Here is a 20,062-nt window from a genome sequence, read left to right as displayed (position 1 = left end):
CCACCGACGAGCACGATCGCCGGCGGCTCGCTCCAGACCGTGGCGACGATGACCGCCGCAGAAGCGGCCCTGCCGATCCGCGAGATCGCCGAGCAGGGTGAAACGACGGTCGTGGCCCTCGACAGCGTGAACTTCGTCGCCCTGATGACCTGGATCGATCGGCTGGAACGTGAGCAGGGCGTGGTGGCGCAGAGCGCGGAAATCGAACGGCAGTCCGCGCCCGGGATCGTGAATGCCCGCCTGACCCTGACCCGCCCATGACCGAACTGATCCTCGAAGACATCATCGAGGTCCGGCCCGGCCCGCCCGAGCTGACCTATGCGTTCGCCCGCCAGAACGGGGTGATGATCGTCGACACGCCTGATGGGCCGTCGTGCGTCCATCGCCGTCCCTTGAGCCTGGAGGCGCTGCTGGAGGTTCAACGCCTGTTCGGCCCGGCGATCCCCTTTACGCCGCTGGATGATGCGCCCTTCGACCTGGCTCTTCGTGAGCGTTACCGCAGCCTGGCCGGACAGTCGGCGGATTTCACCGTCGCGTCCGGCGACGATCTGGCGGCCCTGGCCGATTCTGCTGCCGCCGTGGACGACCTGCTGGACCAGCGCGACGACTCGCCGGTCATCCGGCTGATCAACGCCCTGTTGCTCGAGGCCGTGCGTGAAGGTGCCTCCGACATCCATATCGAGACCCAGGAAAAGCGCGTCGTAGTGCGGTTCAGGGTCGATGGCGTCCTGCGTGACATGATCCAGCCGGACCGCGCCCTAGCTCCCTTGCTGGTCAGCCGGGTCAAGGTCATGGCCCACCTCGACATCGCCGACAAACGCGTGCCCCAGGATGGTCGGGTCAAGCTGAGGGTCGGTGGGCTGGATCTTGACGTCCGGGTCTCCACCATTCCTGCCCAGCATGGCGAGCGGGTCGTCATGCGCCTGCTCGACCGCGACGCGACGCGGCTGGATCTGACACGGCTGGGATTGCGGCCCGGCGATCTGGAGGCCGTCGAGCGGATGATCGCGCGGCCACACGGGATCGTCCTGGTCACCGGCCCCACCGGCTCGGGCAAGACCACGACCCTCTACGCCGCCCTGACCCGGCTCAATGATCGTCGGCGCAACATCATGACCATCGAGGACCCGGTCGAGTACGAGCTGGAAGGGATCGGACAGACCCAGGTCAATTCCCGCATCGACATGACCTTCGCCCGAGGGCTGCGGGCCATCCTGCGACAGGACCCGGACGTCATCATGGTCGGCGAGATCCGCGACCACGAGACCGCCGAGGTCGCGGTGCGCTCAAGCATGACCGGTCACCTGGTGCTTTCGACCCTGCACACCAACAGCGCGGTGGGCAGCGTCACGCGGCTGATCGACATGGGCGTCGAACGCTATCTGCTGGCGCCGATGCTGGTCGGGCTGGTGGCCCAGCGGCTGGTGCGTCGGATCTGTCCGCACTGTCGGGTACCCTATGCCGCCACCAAGTCGGATCGCAAGGCCCTGGGCGGTGCGATCCCCGTCGGGGCCACCATCTGGCGAGCCCAAGGCTGTGTCGAATGCCGTGACGACGGCTACAAGGGGCGCCTGGGCATCTATGAGGTGGTTGAGGTCGACGAGGCCTTCCAGGCCTTGATCCACGACGGGGCGTCCGAAGCCGACCTGACCCGCGTGGCGCGTCAGGCAGGGCCGGGCCTGATCGAGGATGGCGCGCTCAAGATCCTGGACGGTCTGACCACCATCGAGGAGGTCCTGCGCGTCGTGCAGGACGAAAGCTGAGCCGATGCCGGCCTACAGCTTCAGGGCCTTCGACGGCAGCGGCAAGGCTCAACGCGGCGTCATCGAAGCGGCCAGCTTGGCCGGCGCGCGCAGGGCCTTGCGTGAGCGGAGCCTTATTCCGACGGAGGTCGCCCCGGCCGTGGCCGTGGGGGGGGCAAGTCCGTCCGCGGCACTGGCCGATCTGTTCCGTCCGCGCGTCGGTGCCCGCGCCCTGGCGGCTCTGACGCGACAACTGTCGACGATGATCGGCAGCGGCATCCGCATCGAGGAGGCGCTGCGGATCCTCGGCGTCCAGAACGCGAACCGTCCCGAGGGACCGGTGTTGAACGGGGTTCGCAGTGCGGTGCTGGAGGGGCGCAGCTTTGCCTCCGCCCTCGGTGAACACCCCCGGGTGTTCCCCGCCTTCTATCGCGCCTCCGTCGCCGCAGGTGAGCAGTCGGGGCGGCTGGAGGAGGTGCTGTCGCATCTCACCGACTTCGTCGAGCGCCGCGAGCGGTCGCAGAAGAAGGTCCAGCTGGCCCTGATCTATCCGGCGTTGCTGGCACTGGTGTCGGTCCTGATCATCGGGCTGATGCTGGTCTTCGTGGTGCCCGACATCACCCGGGTGTTCGTTTCACGCGGGGTGCAGCTGCCGCTTCTGACCCGCCTGCTGATCGGCCTGAGCGCCGGGATTCAGAGCTTTGGCTGGATCGCGGGGTTGCTGGCCGTGGTCGGGGCGGTCGCAGCCCAGCGCTGGCTGGCTGTAGAGGCAAACAGCATACGGCTCGCCCGCTTCATCGCCCGCCGCCCCCCGACCTCAAGGTTCAGCCTTCAGCTGAACGCCGCACGGTTTGCCGGCAGCCTGGCGACACTGATCAGCAGCGGCGTTCCGCTGGTGGATGCCGTCAACTCCGCTGCCGCCGTGACTCCCAACGCCTGGCTGCGCGAGCGAGCCAGGCTGGTCGGCGCGAGGGTTCGCGAGGGGGCCAGTCTGCAACGCGCCATGACCGAAGCCGACTGTTTCCCGCCCATGCTCATCGCCGTCGTCGCCAGCGGAGAGGCCAGCGGCCGCCTCGGCGACGCCCTGGGCCGCGCCGCCCGCGATCTGGACGCCGACACCGAAGCGCTGAGCGCGACCCTGGTCGCCCTGGTCGAGCCGGCCATCCTGCTGTTCATGGGCGGCGTGGTGCTGCTGCTTGTGCTGGCGATCCTGATGCCGATCGTCAATCTCAACAATCTGGCGGGGATGTAGGGTGGGTCAGAGCTGGCTTTCCATCACCGTCTGCCCGGCCAGTGCCGGCAGGATCGCGGCACCGGCGTCCAGCACCGTGACCTTCAGCCGGCCTTGCCGATCGATCGTCAACTGGGCGAGGCGGCCCTGGGTGGCGCTGGTCGAAAGCCAGGCCGATGTGCCGTTGATGTCCATGGTTGATTGCCCGGTCATGGCGGGGACCGGCAGCGAGCCCGCTCCAACAAGATCGCGCGCAGAACACGACCCAGGCCCGCTGCGGACGCGGCCCTCGGCACCGGATCGGCGACCGGCCAGGACGATGCGGTCCATGTTCACCACAAAGGTCAGATCGCAGCGAAGGGGCAGGTCCCTGGTCAGGCTGTCGACCAGGCCCGGCCCGGCCAGCCCTGACATCTCCTCAAGCCTCACAGCGCCCGGACGCCACAGGCCGGTCGCGACCAGATCCGTCGCGCCGCCTCGCATTTGGACGTCACTGACGATCCCGAAACGCAGAAGAGAACTGACCGGGCGCACGCGCCAGGATACGGCCGTCTGGTCTCCTATGGCGGCCTCGCCTTTCCAGATCGTGCCCACCGCGTCTGGTGCATTAAGACCGGCAAGCTTGAAAACCACGGCGGCCGGCATGGTGATGACGAGCGCCAGCAGAAACGTGGTCAGGCCGATGATCGTGAACGTCACCGTTCCCATGCGACGCAGCCGATCGGCGAGGACGGACTGAAATGACACTCGATCGACGTCGCTGGCTCGGCCTCTCGACAGCAGCAGGGTTGGCATCTCTGGTGTCTCCAATGTCGGCCTGGGCGGCGGAAACTCCGCCCCGGTCGGCCTTGCTGCTGCCTCTGACCGGCGCATCTGCCGACCTTGCGCTCAGCATGACACGGGCGGCGGCCCTGGCGCAGCCCGCAGATCGAAAACAGCCCGAATTTCTCGTCCTGGACACGGCCGGGACAGCCGAAGGCGCGTCTGTGGCGACGGGGCGCGCCGTGGCTGCGGGTGTCGGCCTGATATTGGGTCCCGTCTTTGTCGCAGAGGTCGGCCCCGTTGTGACGGCGGCTGCGGGTCGGCCGGTCCTGGCCTTTTCCAACGACGCGGCGGTTCGCGATACTGGAGCCTTCAGCCTGGGGATCACAGCGTCGCAGGGCGTTTCGGCGATCCTGGCCTATGCCCGCAGCCGGGGCGTTCGCAGGGTGGCCGTGCTGACCGACGCCGAAACCTGGTCGGTCCAGTCGCTCGCCGCCGCGCGCGCCGCCGCGGCCCGGCTCGGCGTGGAAATCTTCGAGGCGGACATCGCCGGCCTCCTGAGTGCAGGCGAGGGGCTGGCCGGCCAGCTCACCACGGCGTCGGGCGGGAGTTTGCCGGATGCGGTCATGGCCTGCCGATCCGATCCTGCATCGATGGAGGCTTGCGCCCGCATCGTCGAACTTGGCGTCCAGTTGCTGGGTCCGTCGTCCTGGTCGGAGGGAACGGGTTCCGTCCTCGGCACTGTGGAGGGGGCCTGGTTCGCCGCACCCGATCCCGCCGCCTTCACCAGCTTTGCCCAGACCTATGAGGCCAGGCACAGCAGTGCGCCGGGCCTGTTGGCCGCGCTGGCTTTCGATGCTGCGGGCATCGCTAGACGCCTGACTGCGGCCGGGCGATTGAGCCGCGACGGCCTGCTGGCCCCGGAAGGGTTCCAGGGTGCGCTCGGCGCAGTGCGGTTCAGCGCTGACGGCGGTTGCGCGCGCGAACTGGCTATCCAGGTGGTCTCGCAGGGGTCAACGCGCGTGGTCGCCCGCGCGACCGGGCAATGACCCAGAGGCGCGTCCGAAAGCGAGCGGTCGCCAACGGGTTCACCCTGATCGAACTGCTGGTCGCCATGGCCCTGTTCGCCCTGATCTCGCTGGCCGGTTTCGCGATGCTGAGCGGGATCATCCGGACGCAGGAAAGGCTCGACGGCCGACTGGAGCAGTTGGCCCAGCTCCAGCGCGCCATGTACCTGATGACCCTGGATTTCGAGTCGATGACGCCCGCTCCGGTCGTCATCACTGCGGATTCCATAGCCTTTCAGCGCGCGCCGGCTGCGGCGGCGGGCGGGACGATGGCGGTGCGATATGGCTTGAGGGGCCGCGATCTGATCCGTCAGGCCGGGTCGGGCGGCGAGCAGGTCCTGATCCGGGGCGTATCGGGCATCAGCCTGCGCTTTCTTGACCCGGCGGGTGCCTGGGTGGTTCCAACGCCTGAGGTGGCGCGGGCTGCGGGACTGTCCCCTGAACGGCCGCGCGCCATCGAGGCTACCCTGATCCTGGCCCCCGAGGGCGGGGGGCTGAGCGGGCCGCTGCGTCGCGTCGTGGAACTGCCGAGGCTGCCCTGATGTCGCGTCCAGAATCACGCGAGGCGCGGTCGGGGCTGATCCTGGTCAATGTGCTGTTCATCGTCGCCCTGTCCGCCCTGGTCGTGCTGCTGATGGTCGCGTCCCAGTCGGATGCGATCGACCGAACGGTCCGGCTGCGCGAGGCATCGCAGGCGGGGGTGATCGCGCGCTCGGGCGAGCTTTCGGCGGTCACGGCCCTGCGCCGCGACGCCACGACCGCGCCCGAGACGGACAATCCGGCCGAACCCTGGGCCGCGATCCAGGAGCAGGACATCGTCATCGAGGGCGGGACCTTCAGCCTGACCATCACCGACGACCAGGCGCGGTTCAATCTGAACACCGTGGCCAACGGTGGGCTGGTGACAGAGCAGCGACTGGCGAAGATCCTCGCCGCCGCCGGTCTGCGTCCGACCCTGCATACGCCGATCATTGCCCTGGTACGCGCCAGCGGACCCCTGTCCGACCTGGAACAATTGAACACCGTCGGCCTCACGGCGGCCGAGGTCGCGGCGCTGCGGCCCTTTATCACCGTCCTGCCTCTGGACACCGGCATCAACCTGAATACCGCAGACGAGCGGATGCTGGCCGTGCTGTTCGACAGCCCCATGACCGCCGGTCTGCTGGTTCGCACGCGGCAAAGGAACCGGGGTGTGCTGACGCCCCAGGATCTGGCGCGCCGGGACATCTACGCCCCGCCCGGCGTCGGCTTCACCTCGAACTTCTTCCAGGTCACGTCAGAGGTCCAGGTCGGCGATACGCGCCAAAAGATCGTCAGCTCGCTGATCAGGCAGTCCGGACGGCGTGGACCCGAAGTTCTCGTCTACGCCCGGCGCAGGACCGCAACTGCCTCGGAGTAATGCGCCGGCCTATTCGGGATGAGCCGGCCGAGGTGTGGTCACAAGGCGAGGATGTCGATACCGAGCGCTGGGCCGTTGATCGCCAGATCGATGGGCGTGGCAGGGTCGTGACAAAGCCATGCATCCAATGGCACGAGCCTGATCCCGCCCGAGGCACGGTCGTCGACGATCGTCAGGGGTGCAAGAGCAATCAGGAGTGAGGCGACGCCTGTCGGGCGCCACATCGTGTCCGACACCCGCTTGACCTGGGATCGAAACTGACCGCGTCGCGACATGACGTTGAGGTCCAGCACCGGTCCATCCAGGGGCTGGCCATGACAGGTCCGGTCACCCGGAAAGGCCCAGGGCTCCGACTGCGCATCTAGAGAAACGGACGTGTCGTCGTCGAACGTCAGGCGCAGGCATCCCTCGATCACGGTCAGGCAGCGATCGACGTCGGGGAACAGGGAAAACGCGCCGGCTTCACGGACCTCTGCCATGCTGATGCGCCAGTCGAAATCATCGAGTCCCGCCTCAGGAGGCCAGACCGCGATCTCGCGCGTGACGCCTCCGCCGTTCTTCCACGGCGTGGCGATCCGGTCGGCAGCCCGCAGGATGGTCGTTGTCATCCCAGGATGCCGGGCAGGTCCAGTCCTTGCTCGCGCGCCGTGTTCAGGGCGGTGTCATAGCCTGCGTCGGCGTGGCGCATCACGCCCGTCGCCGGGTCGTTCCAGAGGACACGCGAAATCCGCTTTGCAGCCGCCTCTGTCCCGTCGCAGACGATGACCAGACCGGCGTGCTGGGAAAAGCCCATGCCGACCCCGCCGCCGTGGTGGAGCGATACCCAGGTCGCGCCCGATGCCGTCGAGAGCAGGGCGTTCAGCAGGGGCCAGTCGGAGACCGCGTCCGACCCGTCGCGCATGGCCTCGGTTTCGCGGTTCGGAGAGGCGACCGAGCCGGAGTCCAGGTGGTCGCGACCGATCACGATGGGCCCCTTCAACTCGCCGCTCGCCACCATCTCGTTGAAGGCGAGGCCCAGCCGGTCGCGGTCGCCCAGACCGACCCAGCAGATGCGGGCGGGTAGGCCCTGGAACCTGATCTTCGCCGCCGCCATGTCGAGCCAGTTGTGGAGGTGCGGGTTGTCGGGGATCAGTTCCTTTACCTTGGCGTCGGTTCTGGTGATGTCCTCGGGATCGCCGGACAGGGCCACCCAGCGGAACGGGCCGATGCCCCGGCAGAACAGCGGGCGGATGTAGGCGGGCACAAAGCCGGGGAAGTCGAAGGCATTGGTGACGCCCGCCTCCTTGGCCATCTGGCGGATGTTGTTGCCGTAATCGACCGTGGGGACGCCCTCCGCCTGAAAATCAAGCATGGATTGGACGTGTTCGGCCATCGAGGCACGGGCGGCGGCCTCGACCTGATCCGGGGCCTGGGCGCGCATCGCGGTCCACCGATCCAGCGTCCAGCCCTTGGGCAGGTAGCCGTTGATCGGATCGTGGGCCGAGGTCTGATCGGTCAACAGGTCAGGCCGGACGCCGCGCCGGAACAACTCGGGCAGCAGCTCGGCGGCATTGCCCAGCAGTCCGACCGAGATCGGCGTCGTCGCCTCGCAGGCGGCGCGGATCAGGGCCAGGGCCTCATCGAGATCCTCGCACGCCCGATCCAGATAGCCGGTGCGCAGCCGCATGGCGATGCGGGAGGGATCGCACTCGATGGCAAGGCACGACGCGCCCGCCATGACTGCGGCGAGGGGTTGAGCGCCGCCCATGCCGCCGAGACCCGCCGTCAGCAGCCAGCGGCCCGACAGGTCTCCGCCGTAGTGCTGGCGACCCATCTCGACGAAGGTCTCATAGGTGCCCTGAACGATGCCTTGCGCGCCGATGTAGATCCAGGACCCGGCCGTCATCTGGCCGTACATGGCCAAACCCTTGCGATCGAGTTCGTTGAAATGCTCCCACGTCGCCCAGTGCGGCACGAGGTTGGAGTTGGCCAGCAGGACGCGCGGTGCGTCCGCATGGGTGCGAAAGACCCCGACCGGCTTGCCCGACTGGATCAGCAGGGTCTCGTCGTCCTCAAGCCGGCGCAGGGTCTCGACGATGGTGTCGAAACTCTTCCAGTCACGGGCCGCGCGGCCGATGCCGCCATAGACGACCAGTTCTTCGGGCCGTTCGGCGACGTCGGGATCGAGATTATTCATCAGCATCCGCAGCGCCGCCTCGGTCAGCCAGCTCTTGCAGGTGCGCTCGGGGCCGGTGGCGGCGCGAATGACACGGGAGGGATCGTTACGGTTCATGGCTGGCTCCCGGCTCGGGCGAAGGTCAGGCAGGCGGTGAGAACATCGGTCAGCACATCCCGCATCGGAGCGGCCTGTTCGAGACGGTAGGGGGAGGGCCAGGTCGCGGGCGTGAGGGCCTCGGTCGGGTCGTCCATGTATCCGCGACAGGCCAGTTCCATCTGGATGGCGTGGACGCCCTTGTCAGGCTCGCCGTAGTGACGGGTTATCCAGCCGCCTCTAAACCGTCCATTGGTCACGCGGCTGAACGGACCGGCATCGCAGGCGGCCTCGACCACGCGGGTCAGGGCAGGGTCACAGGAGGTGTCGCCATTCGTGCCGATATTCAGATTGGGCAGCTCGCCCTCGAACAGTGACGGGACCACTGACCGGATCGAGTGAGCGTCATAGAGGACGATCCGATCATGCAGCCCACGCAGGCGGGCGATCTCGGCGGTCAGGGCGGCGTGATAAGGGTCGAACCAGGCCTCGCGACGGCGGGCGATCTCCGCCTCTGTCGGCGAGCTCGCGACATAGAGGGCCTCTCCGTCGAACGTCTCGGTCGGGCAAAGGCCGGTTGTGAACTGGCCGGGATAGAGGGAGGCACCGGACGGATCGCGGTTCACATCGATGACGCTACGGCTCAGGGTCGTGCGGACGGTCGTTGCGCCCATGTTTCTGGCGAAATTGTAAAGTCTGTCGATCCACCAGTCGGCGTCACGGGTCGCCAGCCACGGTGAGACGAAGTCGCCTGCGACCTCTTCCGGCAGGTCGGTGCCGGTGTGAGGCAGGCTGACGATCAGTGGTGCCGTGCCCCGATGGATTTCGAGCCAGTCCATCAGGAAACGCCCGGCAAGGTGAGGTCGGCGGCAGCGACGACGGCACCGGATCGGACCAGGGCGAGGGCGGCGTCGATGTCCGGGTGGAAGTGGCGGTCCTCGTCGAGGTGCGGTACCTCGGCCCGAAGCACGGCGCGTACCGACTCCAGCGCCTCACTCGACGTCAGCGGGCGGTGGAAGTCGCAGCCCTGAACGGCGGCCAGCAGTTCGATGGCAACGACCGCATTGGCCGACTCGACCATGGCCAGCAGGCGACGCGCGCCATGGGCGGCCATGGAGACGTGATCCTCCTGATTGGCTGAGGTGGGGATGGAATCGACGCTGGCCGGATAGGCCTTCTGCTTGTTCTCTGACACCAGGGCGGCGGCGGTCACCTGCGGGATCATGAAGCCGGAGTTGAGGCCCGGCCGGGCGGTCAGGAAGGCGGGCAGGCCCGACAGGGCAGGGTCCACCAGCATGGCGATACGGCGTTCCGACAGCGATCCGATCTCGCAGATGGTCAGGGCGATCATGTCGGCGGCGAAGGCGACGGGCTCGGCGTGGAAATTGCCGCCGGACAGGGCCTCGTCGGTGTCAGGGAAGATCAGGGGGTTGTCGCTGACGCCGTTGGCCTCGATCGACAGGGTCGTCGCCGCCTGACGCAGGACGTCGAGCGCGGCGCCCATGACTTGAGGTTGGCAACGCAGGCAATAGGGATCCTGAACGCGCTCGTCGTTGACCGCATGCGAGGCGCGGATGGCGGAGCCGTTCATGAGGGCGCGCAGGGCCGATGCGGTCTCGATCTGACCGGCGTGGCGACGCAGGGTGTGGATGCGGGGATCGAACGGCGTGTCCGAACCCTTGGCCGCCTCGGTGGCCAGGGCTCCGGTCACGAGGGCGCTCTGGAACAGGGTCTCGGCACCGAACAGGGCCGCGAGTGCATTGGCGGTCGAGAACTGGGTGCCGTTCAACAACGCCAGCCCTTCCTTCGGGCCCAGCATCAGGGGCGACAGACCGGCTTCGGCCAGCGCCTCGGCGGCGGGCCTGCGGACGCCGTTGATCTCGATCTCTCCGACGCCGATCATCGCAGCCGCCATATAGGCGAGAGGAGCCAGATCGCCTGACGCGCCGACCGAGCCCTGGCAGGGAATGACAGGCGTCAGGCCCTGCACGATCAGGGCCTCCAGCAAGGCGATGGTCGCGGGCTGAACGCCGGAAGCGCCCTGGGCAAGGCTGGCCAGTTTCAGGGCGAGCATCAGGCGGATAACCGGCGTCGGTGACGGCTCGCCGACGCCCGCCGCGTGGGACAGCACGATATTGCGTTGCAGGGTCGCCAGGTCGCCGGCCTCGATCCGGATACCGGCCAGCTTTCCAAAGCCCGTGTTGATCCCATAGACCGGCTCGCCACGCGCCAGGATGCGTTCGACGGCGGCGGCGCTGGCCCGGATCGGCTCGGCGGCGTCGGGGTGCAGGGTCGCGGATGCGCCGCGATAGATGGCGCGCCAGTCGGTCAGGCTGACCTCGCCGGGGCGCATCACGATGTTTTCGATGGCGGGCGCTGCGGTCATTGGCCTCTCCAGACGCGGGCATGGAGCGGGTTGAAGCCCATGCGATAGACCAGTTCAGCCGGTCGTTCGATATCCCAGATCGCAAGGTCACACCGTTTGCCGACCTCCAGCGTGCCGGCGTCGTGGATCTGGCCCAGCGCGCGGGCGGCTTCGCGGGTCACGCCGGCCAGGCACTCATCGACGGTCATCCGGAACAGGGTCGCCGCCATGTTCATCGTCAGCAGCAGCGACGTCAGAGGCGAGGTGCCGGGGTTGCAGTCGGTGGCCAGCGCCATCGGCACGCCCGCAGTCCTCAGGGCTGCGATCGGGGGCAGGCGGGTCTCGCGCACGAAATAATAGGCACCCGGCAACAGGGTGGCGACGACGCCTGCGCGGGCCATGGCTGCGATCCCGGCGTCATCGAGGTATTCAAGATGATCGGCCGAAAGGGCCCCGAACTCGGCCGCCAGCGCAGCGCCATGCTGGTTCGACAGCTGTTCGGCGTGCAGCTTGACGGGCAGGCCTTGGGCGCGTGCCGCTTCGAAGACCAGACGGGTCTGGGCCGGGGTGAAGCCGATGCCCTCGCAGAAAGCATCTACGGCATCGATCAGGCCCTCAGCGACGAGGGTCGGGATCATCTCGCGACAGATCAGGTCGATATAGCCGTCGGCGTCGCCAGCGAACTCGGGGGGCAGGGCGTGGGCGCCGAGAAAGGTCGTGCGGATCGACACGGACCGGAGTTCGCCCAGACGGCGGGCGGCCTGAAGCGTACGTCGCTCATGCTCAAGCGAAAGGCCATACCCCGACTTGATCTCGACAGTCGTCGCACCCTCGGTGATCAGGGCGTCGAGGCGGGGCAGGGCGGTGGTGATCAGGCCCGCCTCATCGAGCGCGCGCGTCGCCTTGACCGTGGAGGCTATGCCGCCGCCCGCGCGGGCGATCTCCTCATAGGTCGCACCCGCCAGACGCAGCTCGAATTCGCGAGCACGGTCGCCGCCGTGGATCAGATGGGTGTGCGGATCGATCAACCCCGGTGTGATCCAGCGACCGTCGCAGTCGATGGTCTCGGCCGCTTTCAGGGCAGGGGCGTCCTGCGCCGGACCAGCGTACAGGATACGCCCATGCCGTGAGGCGATCATGCCGTGTTCCACGACGCCTAGCCCGGGTAACGGCGGCGCGAGGGTCGCGAGCCGGGCGTTGGTCCAGACGCGGTCGCAATCCACCCTCAGCCCTCCGGTTTCGATATCAGGAATCGCTAGGCGACCGCCCTGTTAATGTATAGACATATTGCAGACCGAGGAGGATTGTCCAGTGACAGTCGACACCCCGAAGACCGGACCCGATACCGTGTCGCCACAGGATTCGCTGTGGTTCGAACAGGCCCTTCTCGACAAGGGATGGGCCCGGTCGGTCCGCATCCGCCTTCGCAACGGCCTGATCGACAGCATCGAGAGGGGTGTCGCCGCCGCGCCGGGTGACCAGGTCCATGCGACCGGGCTGCCGGGTCTGGCCAACCTTCACAGCCATGCCTTTCAGCGGGGAATGGCGGGGCTGGCCGAAGTTCGCGGACCCTCGCAGGACAGCTTCTGGACCTGGCGCGAGACCATGTACCGGTTCGTCGATCGACTTAGGCCCGATGAGGTCTCGGCGATCGCGGCCATGGCGTTTGCCGAGATGCTGGAGGGCGGGTTCACCCGAGTCGCTGAGTTCCACTATCTGCATCACGACATCGACGGTCGGCCCTATGCCGACCCAGGCGAGATGGCGGACGCGATCGCGGCGGCCGCCGATCAGACGGGGATCGGCCTGACCCTGCTGCCGGTCTTCTATGCCCATTCGGGGTTCGGCGGTGCGCCGCCGGTCGAGGCCCAGCGCAGGTTCGTCAATGACCTGGACGGCTTTCAGCGTCTACTTCAGGATAGCAGTCGCGCGATCTCAAGTCTGCCTGACGCCGTCATCGGTGTCGCCCCCCACAGTCTGCGCGCCGTGACGGCCGATGAACTGCGCGCCGTCTGCGGGATGACAGACGGGCCGATCCACATCCACATCGCCGAACAGGTTCGGGAGGTCGAGGACTGTCTGGCCTGGTCGGGCGCGCGGCCGGTCGACCTTCTGTTCGACACGGTCGAAGTCGATCGCCGATGGTGCCTGATCCACGCCACCCATACCTCGCCCGTTGAACTGCGGCGGATGGCGGCCAGCGGTGCGGTCGCGGGCCTGTGCCCCATCACGGAGGCTAACCTGGGCGACGGTGTCTTCCCGGCGGCAGACTATCTGGCAGCGGGCGGGGCCTGGGGCGTGGGGTCGGATTCCAATGTTTCGATCAGCGCCGGCCAGGAACTGCGGATGCTTGAGTATTCCCAGCGACTGGTCCATCGGTCGCGGAATGTGATGGCGGACCCTGAGGGCGGATCCAGCGGCGGGGCGATGGTGCGGGCGGCGCTGGCTGGCGGGGCTCAGGCCACGGGAACCGACATCGTCGTCGGCCTCAGCCCGGGTCAGGTCGCCGACATCATCGCTCTGGCCGCTCCAGACGGCTGCTCGCCGCCGCTGGAGGATCGCGCTCTGGATCACTGGATATTCGTTGCAGCCGACCGGCCGGTAGAGGCTGTCTGGCGGCGGGGCCGGCAGGTCGTCCGGGATGGTCGCCATATTGCCCGGCAGTCCATTGTCCGGCGCTATGCCGAGACGCTGTCCCGCGTGCTGGACGACGCATGACGAGGTCCGAGCCCACGCTGCACAAAAGGATTCGCGCCGAGATCTCAGAGCAGATCCTGTCGGGCCGGTGGCCGCCTGGACACCGGATGCCAACCGAACAGGACTTGATGCTCCAGTATGGCTGTTCTCGCATGACGGTCAGCAAGGCACTGGCCCCATTGGTCGACGAGGGCCTGATCGTGCGTCGCCGCCGGGCCGGAACCTGCGTCGCGCGGCCTCCCATCCATTCGGCGGTCCTCGACATCCCCGACATCCAGACCGAGATCGTTAGCCGGGGCGAACCCTACGGCTACGAACTCCTGTCGCGAGCGATCAGGGCTTCAACTCCTGAGGACGACAAGGCGTTGGAGCGCAAGGCGTCCGGGCCGATACTCGCTCTCGAATGCCTGCATCTGGCCAGTGGACGCCCGTTCGCGGTTGAAAACCGACTGATCAGTCTGACAGCCGTTCCGGACGCCGAGGCGGTCGATTTCGACACCACCCCACCCGGAGCCTGGCTGCTGGGTTTCGTTCCGTGGACCCAGGCCGAGCACAAGATCAGCGCGATCAATGCCTCCAGAGGGACAGCAAAGCGGCTGCTGATCGAGACCTCCGTCGCCTGCCTTTGTCTCGAGCGGCGAACCTGGCGGGGCCACGATCCGGTCACCTACGTCCGCATGACGTTTCCCGGTTCAGCCTATGATCTGATGGCGCGGTTCGCTCCACGAGGCGAGGGAAATTCACAGGCGGCGTTTGGCCGTACCTGACATGGCGACAGGCTCGCGATCGGGACGCAATGGTTCCTCCGCCTCAGTGCGAAAGTTTCGATGCTCAGTCGGGCGTCACGCAGCCTGAGCTATCGCCTGGGGTAGAAGCGACCCGACCACCAATCGAGACAGCATTCGTCCTTCCAGCGGGATGATGGCGTCGACGAACTGCTCGTTGGCGTCGGAACCCATTGTCGGTGGTGACTGGAGCAGGCTGGCAGCGAGCTGGAAGGTTTCCTGCACGCCGTCGACCAGCATTCCGGCCATACGCGTCTCGTGCTGGACCACGACGATGACGTGGCGCGACGTCGGTTCGGTCCGGCCGAGGCCGAGGCGACAGCGCAGGTCCAGCACGGGCATGACGGCTCCGCGGAGATTGATCACGCCCAACACATAGTCCGGCGTCTGTGGCATCGGGGTCGTCGGGGTCCAGCCCCTGATCTCCCGTACCGAACGGACATCGATACAGTACTCCTGACCGCCGATCTCGAACGAGATCAGCTCCAGCATGCCACCGGGATCGGCAGCGTCGATCGAGAGCGAAGCCATTCTAGAACTGCTCCCATTCCGAGCGTTTCAAGGCGGTATTGCCGACCGATCGCGGCACAGCCCGGCGTATGGGGTTCGCAGTTTCGCGCCCCTTTGCGAAGGCCTCGATCCTTCCGCGAGCCGCCAGGACAGGATGCTCTGTGGGTGCATGAGAAGGCATGCGCGAGCCCGTGTTGAACCGCTCGACCATGCCGGCTAATTGGCTCGCCTCGGTCTGAAGTATTCCAGCGGCGGCAGTCGTCTCTTCGACCATGGCTGCGTTCTGCTGGGTGACCTGGTCCATCTGATTGATGGCCGAGTTGACCTGCGCCAGCGCCATCGACTGTTCCTGTGCCGAAGCCGCGATCTCTGCGATCAGGCTGTCCATCTCTGCGACGCTGCCGGCGATGGTCGCCAGTGCGGCCCCGGTCTCGTCCACCAGCTTCACGCCCTTGGCGACCTGGGTCGTCGAGGCGGAAATCAACAACTTGATCTCCTTGGCCGCTGTTGCGGATCGCTGGGCCAGGGCCCGAACTTCCTGGGCGACGACAGCAAAGCCTCGACCGGCGTCTCCCGCTCGAGCCGCCTCGACACCCGCGTTCAGGGCCAGCAGGTTTGTCTGAAAGGCGATTTCATCGATGACGCCGATGATCTGGCCGATCTCGTTGGAGCTCTGCTGGATCTCGCCCATGGCGGTTACGGCTTCCCGGACCACCAGACCGGATTTTTCGGCATCGGAACGAGTGCCGCTGGCGACGCTCGCAGCCTGCTGGGCTCCAGCCGCACTGCGTTTGACCGTGGCCGTAATCTGATCCAGCGCCGCCGCAGTTTCTTCCAGGCTGGCAGCCTGCTGCTCGGTGCGGCGGGACAGGTCATCGGACGCCCCGGCGATCTCGTCGGAACCGCTGCGGATCGAGCCGACGCTCTGCAGCACCTCGTCGAGGGTGACGCGAAGGCTTTCGATGGCGGCGTTGTAGTCTTCCTGAACAGTCTTGTGGGTGCCCGTGCGATCACCCTCGATCCGTCCAGTGAGATCGCCCTCGGACAGGCCGCTGAGGTTTTCCGCCAAGGTCCGCACCAGATCGAGCTGGGTTTCTTCGGCGTGTTTGCGGGCCTGTTCCCGACGCGCGGCTTCCTGCTCGGCCTCGGTGATGTCGACGGCCACTTTCATGACCTTGTAGGGCTTCCCGGCGGCATCGAGCACTGGATTGTATGAAGCCTGGATCCAGACCTCGCGGCCACCCTTGGCAAGGCGACGGAACTTCTGAGAGACGAAATGACCGTCTCTGAGCCGCTGCCAGAACTCCCGATAGCTGTCGGCGGCGGCCTCTACGGGATCCATGAAGGTGCTGTGATGGCGTCCGACGATTTCGGCTGCCGAGTACCCCATTGCTGACAGAAAGTTTTTGTTTGCGGTCAGGATCGTACCATCGAGGTTGAACTCGATGATGGCCTGGGATCTGGAGATGGAATCCAGCTTGTTTTCGAGATCCCGTCTATCCCGCGCGTCGCCTGTATGCGTCTTCCTGCTGCGACCGAACATTTAGCCCCCCAGAAGTCCCAAGCCACAGCCACGCTTGGGCTGGCATGATTAAAGTAAGGGAAGATTATTAACTTAAAGATAACACCGAGTTGTGAAGTACACGCAAAAATAGCATGAAGGCGGCGATGAGGCCGGTGGCATCTTGTCTCGGTGCGACTTGAGGCAACGTAGCGTCTTTAATCGCTTTGCGAAGTTGTGGCCCCTACGAACGTGGCGAGGTAACGCCGGAGCCGGTCGTGGCTTTCGCGGTGGTAGCTGCGGACGGTTACCGAGTGGCGACACAGCGATCGAAGGCCTAGGTGTCGAAGCTATGAAGGTTGTTCACCCGAGGGGGTGCTGAGAAGCTGGGGTTGCGAAGCCAACCAACCCTTAGCGGAGCCTCTCGGATGAACATGCACAAGAATGCCCGGCTGACGCCGTCGGGTCGAGCCTTGCTGACGGATCGGATCGAGACAGGCTGGCGAGCAGACGCAGCGGCCCAGGCGGCGGGGGTGTCGGTTCGCACGGCCCGCAAATGGCTGAAGCGCCATCGTCAGGGTGCGGGCCATGCGGATCGCAGCTCGGTGCGGCGTCATTGCCCGCACCGAACGCCGGAGAAGCGTATCGCCGAGATCGAGCGGCTCAGATGCGAGCGGATGACCGGTCCCCGGATCGCACGGACGCTGGGCATGGCCCGTTCGACCGTCGGAGCGGTGTTGCGCCGGCTGGGGCTGGGCCGGCTCTCGTCGCTGGATCCGAAGCCGCCGATCGTCCGCTACGAACGCGACCGGCCCGGAGAGATGATCCACCTCGACATCAAGAAGCTGGGCCGGATCAACGGCGTGGGCCATCGCTTCACCGGTCGGGGACCGGGCACGCACAACCTGGGCAGGGGCTGGGACTTCCTGCACGTCTGCGTCGATGACGCCTCGCGCCTGGCCTATACCGAGTTGCTGCCCAGCGAGCGTAAGGAAGACACGACCGCCTTCCTCCAGCGCGCCCTCGACTGGCTCAGCCGTCACGGCGTCGCCGTCGAGCGGGTCATGACCGACAACGGATCGGCCTATCGTTCGAAACTGTTCGCCTCGGCACTGCAAGACGCCGGAGCCCGCCACGTCCGGACCCGGCCCTATACACCCCCGTACCAACGGCAAGGCCGAACGCTTCATCCAGACCACCCTGCGCGAATGGGCCTACGCCAGACCCTATGCCTCGTCAGATGCGCGCCGCCGCCATCAGGCCGTGGACCGACGACTACAACCTCAACCGACCCCACTCCCGCATCAAAGGCATCACCCCATGGCAACGGGTGAACAACCTTCTTGGAAACGACACCTAGGCATCAGGCCCCTCGGTTTCGGAGGGACGGCGACGTCGCGGCCGTCCAGCGACAAATGAGGATGCCGCGTCTCTGCGAGGAGGCCGTGATCCCCTTAGTTTCGATTGATCAAAAGATCATTGTAGCGCCGGCACTGAGGACCGCTGCCTACCACCAATTCCATCTCAATATGTAAGAGCGGGTCCTGATATTTGCGAATATGATCGATTCCGATCAATTCAATCCACTGTTAATCGAGCGTTCGCTTCGTATTGTCGTCTCGCGAGAGCGCTGAAGCGCCGTCCGAGGAGGGACAGATGAATCGAAGGGCTCCGGTGGGTGCAACCGACGTCGTGACGCGCGCCAGACCGGGACGATTCCGGGTGAAGGCTCGGACGATCTGCCTCATCTCCCGCCTGATGGGCGAAAGCCTCTCCACCGCATCCTCCATTTCAACCTGATTTTTTCCGTCGCCTCTGCCCGAGCGGCTGTCGCAGGCCGCCGGACCACACATCAACGATAACAGAACAGGGATCCCAGGATTCGCTGTTGAGGGAGATTAATATGAACCGCAGACCGACCTCTCGCGCCATTCTAATGAGCGCCGCAGCTGCGCTGTTCTGGCCAGCTCTTGCTGGAGCCGCACAGGCGCAGACCCAGCCCCAGGCTGACGAGCCAAGTGTAGTCGACGACATCGTGGTCACAGCCCAGCGTCGCTCCGAGAGCCTTCAGCGCGTGCCCGTGAGCGTGACGGCAGTCACCGCAGAAGAACTCAGCAATCGCAACATCAACGATCTCGGCCAACTGGCCGTGGCGGCGCCCAGTCTGCAGGTCGGCACTGACGGGACCTTCTCGGTGCGCGGCGTGGGCACGCAGGCCTTCGCCCAGACCGTGGATTCCAGCGTCGCCATCGCCGTGGATGATGTGAACCTTGGCCGGCCCTTCCTGGGAGGATCCTTGTTCAACGATGTGGCCCAGGTCGAAGTGCTAAACGGACCGCAAGGCCTCCTGTTCGGCAAGAACGCCTCGGCCGGCCTGCTTAACATCACGACGACCCGGCCCAAACTCGGCCTGTTTGAAAGCCTGAGCGACGTCGAGGCCGGCGTGCGCGACACGCCGGGCGGCGACGGCACTGCGAGCTCGGTCATCGCGCGACAGACGTTCAACATTCCGATCGGCGAGACCTCGGCGCTCCGGATCAACGCCCTGTTTTCCGAACAGGATCCCGGCACGACTTTCGTGGGCAACAACGCGCTGCGCAACGATCTCGGCCTCGATCAATGGGGCATCCGTGCCAAGTATCTGAACGAGCTGAACGACGCCACGAGCCTGTACGTGATCGGCGAGTATAGCCGCAGCGAAGGTGTCGCCGGCTTCTTCGACCGGACCTACCGTGAACTCGGCGCGGGTAGTGTGAATGCGCCCGTCCTCGCGGCGGACGGTGTGACGCCCAGCGAGGACAACTTCACCTTCGGCGGCGACGGCGGCTATTGGCGCGACCTGGACAATGGCGGTCTGCAGGTTTCCCTGAATCACGTGACGGCCGGCTTGCTGGAGATCAGCAACATCGCAGCCTGGAAATTCTACGATCTCGACCAGCAACTCGACACCGACTTCACCAATTCCAACGGTGCCAACGTCAACCGCAACAATACGGACTATGACCAGTTCTCGAACGAGCTGCGGCTGGCGCTGCCGGCGGGCAATCGCTTGAGCGGCCAGGCCGGTCTGTACTATTTCTGGTCGCGCACCCAGACCGACAGCCAGATCGCGGGCAACAACTATCTACCGGGTTTCCTGTTGCCGGGTTTCCCATTCTGCGTCGGAGCCACCCCCGCGGCCGGGCCGCCGCCCGCCTGCATCACCCGCAACGACTATTTCCTCGGCAACGACCACAGGTATGAACAGACCAGCCAGAGCTACGCGGCCTTCGGTCAGTTCACCTATGAGCTTACCGACAATCTGCGGCTGATCGGCGGTGCCCGTGTCACTCGCGACGAAATCGATATCGACCTCGTCCAGAACACCGGGGCCTATTTCGTCACCCTCGGCATCCCCGGCACCTTCGACGAAACCTACGCCAACACCAATTGGAGCTACAAGGCCGGCGTTCAGTACCAGATCACGCCGGACATAATGACCTACGCCACCTATGGCCGTGGCTATAAGGGCCCTGGCTTCAACGACAACGGTGCCAGCCCCCTGGCACCGCTGCTGGTCCGCCCGGAGGAATCCGACAGCCTCGAATTGGGCGTGCGGTCCAGCATGCTGGACCGCCGACTGATCCTCAATGCCTCGGTGTTCCGCACAGAGTTCAACGACTATCAGACCCAGTCATTCGATCCGGTGCTGGCCAGCTTCGTGATCCAGAACGCAGCATCCGTGATCAGCCAAGGCGCCGAAATCACGGCGA

General features: G+C 66.1%; 17 protein-coding genes and 1 pseudogene. 10 read left to right on the top strand and 8 right to left on the bottom strand.

The window, feature by feature from the left end; all coding sequences use genetic code 11:
* The 3 genes from gspM to ACILQR_RS09040 form a co-directional block, all read left to right on the top strand.
* The coding region (gene gspM / locus ACILQR_RS09050; protein WP_395651115.1) for a type II secretion system protein GspM at positions 1-261 on the top strand (261 nt) is incomplete at its 5' end.
* Positions 258-1,763, top strand: coding sequence for a type II secretion system ATPase GspE (gene gspE / locus ACILQR_RS09045; protein ID WP_395651114.1), 1,506 nt, complete (start codon positions 258-260; stop codon positions 1,761-1,763). The genes gspM and gspE, both read left to right, overlap by 4 nt.
* Positions 1,764-1,767: 4 nt before the next feature.
* Positions 1,768-2,994, top strand: a complete 1,227-nt coding sequence (locus tag ACILQR_RS09040; protein WP_395651113.1) for a type II secretion system F family protein — start codon at positions 1,768-1,770, stop codon at positions 2,992-2,994.
* A 6-nt stretch (positions 2,995-3,000) separates the two neighbouring features.
* On the opposite strand, the gene ACILQR_RS09035 is transcribed toward ACILQR_RS09040, so the two are convergent.
* The gene (locus ACILQR_RS09035) at positions 3,001-3,720 is read right to left on the bottom strand and encodes a hypothetical protein (RefSeq protein ID WP_395651112.1); all 720 of its coding nucleotides are present in this window, start codon (positions 3,718-3,720) and stop codon (positions 3,001-3,003) included.
* 101 nt (positions 3,721-3,821) lie between these two features.
* On the opposite strand from ACILQR_RS09035, the gene ACILQR_RS09030 reads away from it, so the two are divergent.
* Genes ACILQR_RS09030 through ACILQR_RS09020 form a run of 3 tightly spaced genes read left to right on the top strand, consistent with a single transcriptional unit; the run spans position 3,822 to position 6,201 of the window.
* Entirely contained in the window at positions 3,822-4,784 is a 963-nt protein-coding gene (locus ACILQR_RS09030) for an ABC transporter substrate-binding protein (protein ID WP_395651111.1), read from the top strand.
* Entirely contained in the window at positions 4,781-5,344 is a 564-nt protein-coding gene (locus ACILQR_RS09025; protein WP_395651110.1) for a prepilin-type N-terminal cleavage/methylation domain-containing protein, read from the top strand. The genes ACILQR_RS09030 and ACILQR_RS09025 overlap by 4 nt, the downstream gene beginning before the upstream one ends.
* Entirely contained in the window at positions 5,344-6,201 is an 858-nt protein-coding gene (locus ACILQR_RS09020; RefSeq protein ID WP_395651109.1) for a general secretion pathway protein GspK, read from the top strand. The genes ACILQR_RS09025 and ACILQR_RS09020 overlap by 1 nt, the downstream gene beginning before the upstream one ends.
* A gap of 38 nt (positions 6,202-6,239) precedes the next feature.
* Here the strand turns inward: ACILQR_RS09020 and ACILQR_RS09015 are convergent, their stop codons facing one another.
* The 5 genes from ACILQR_RS09015 to hutI are packed head-to-tail and all read right to left on the bottom strand — an operon-like array spanning position 6,240 to position 12,040.
* Positions 6,240-6,809, bottom strand: coding sequence for a HutD family protein (locus ACILQR_RS09015; RefSeq protein ID WP_395651108.1), 570 nt, complete (start codon positions 6,807-6,809; stop codon positions 6,240-6,242).
* Positions 6,806-8,473, bottom strand: a complete 1,668-nt coding sequence (gene hutU / locus ACILQR_RS09010) for a urocanate hydratase (protein WP_395651107.1) — start codon at positions 8,471-8,473, stop codon at positions 6,806-6,808. The genes ACILQR_RS09015 and hutU overlap by 4 nt, the downstream gene beginning before the upstream one ends.
* On the bottom strand, positions 8,470-9,291 hold the full coding sequence (hutG, locus tag ACILQR_RS09005; protein WP_395651106.1) for an N-formylglutamate deformylase: 822 nt from the start codon (positions 9,289-9,291) through the stop codon (positions 8,470-8,472). Before hutG ends, hutU begins: the two co-directional genes overlap by 4 nt.
* Positions 9,291-10,850: a histidine ammonia-lyase gene (gene hutH / locus ACILQR_RS09000; protein ID WP_395651116.1), complete on the bottom strand. Its 1,560-nt coding sequence runs from the start codon at positions 10,848-10,850 to the stop codon at positions 9,291-9,293. The genes hutG and hutH overlap by 1 nt, the downstream gene beginning before the upstream one ends.
* Positions 10,835-12,040, bottom strand: coding sequence for an imidazolonepropionase (hutI, locus tag ACILQR_RS08995; RefSeq protein WP_395651105.1), 1,206 nt, complete (start codon positions 12,038-12,040; stop codon positions 10,835-10,837). The genes hutH and hutI overlap by 16 nt, the downstream gene beginning before the upstream one ends.
* An 88-nt stretch (positions 12,041-12,128) precedes the next feature.
* Here hutI and ACILQR_RS08990 point away from each other — a divergent pair, with 88 nt between their 5' ends.
* Both ACILQR_RS08990 and hutC read left to right on the top strand, forming a co-directional pair.
* Positions 12,129-13,535: a formimidoylglutamate deiminase gene (locus tag ACILQR_RS08990; protein WP_395651104.1), complete on the top strand. Its 1,407-nt coding sequence runs from the start codon at positions 12,129-12,131 to the stop codon at positions 13,533-13,535.
* Positions 13,532-14,281 carry a histidine utilization repressor gene (gene hutC / locus ACILQR_RS08985; protein ID WP_395651103.1) on the top strand — a complete coding sequence of 250 codons (750 nt, stop codon included), beginning with the start codon at positions 13,532-13,534 and terminating at the stop codon, positions 14,279-14,281. Before ACILQR_RS08990 ends, hutC begins: the two co-directional genes overlap by 4 nt.
* A 75-nt stretch (positions 14,282-14,356) precedes the next feature.
* Here hutC and ACILQR_RS08980 read toward each other — a convergent pair whose 3' ends face one another.
* On the bottom strand, positions 14,357-14,830 hold the full coding sequence (locus ACILQR_RS08980) for a chemotaxis protein CheW (protein ID WP_395651102.1): 474 nt from the start codon (positions 14,828-14,830) through the stop codon (positions 14,357-14,359).
* A gap of 1 nt (position 14,831) precedes the next feature.
* Positions 14,832-16,352, bottom strand: a complete 1,521-nt coding sequence (locus tag ACILQR_RS08975) for a methyl-accepting chemotaxis protein (RefSeq protein ID WP_395651101.1) — start codon at positions 16,350-16,352, stop codon at positions 14,832-14,834.
* A gap of 386 nt (positions 16,353-16,738) precedes the next feature.
* Here ACILQR_RS08975 and ACILQR_RS08970 point away from each other — a divergent pair.
* Positions 16,739-17,670, top strand: a pseudogene (locus ACILQR_RS08970) (IS481 family transposase).
* Positions 17,671-18,213: 543 nt separating this feature from the next.
* On the top strand, positions 18,214-20,062 hold a 1,849-nt coding region (locus ACILQR_RS08965), incomplete at its 3' end, for a TonB-dependent receptor (protein ID WP_395651100.1).

It is taken from the genome of Brevundimonas sp. (genome assembly GCF_044239655.1).
Classification (GTDB): Bacteria; Pseudomonadota; Alphaproteobacteria; order Caulobacterales; family Caulobacteraceae; genus Brevundimonas.
This window is presented reverse-complemented; position numbering and strand designations above follow the sequence as displayed.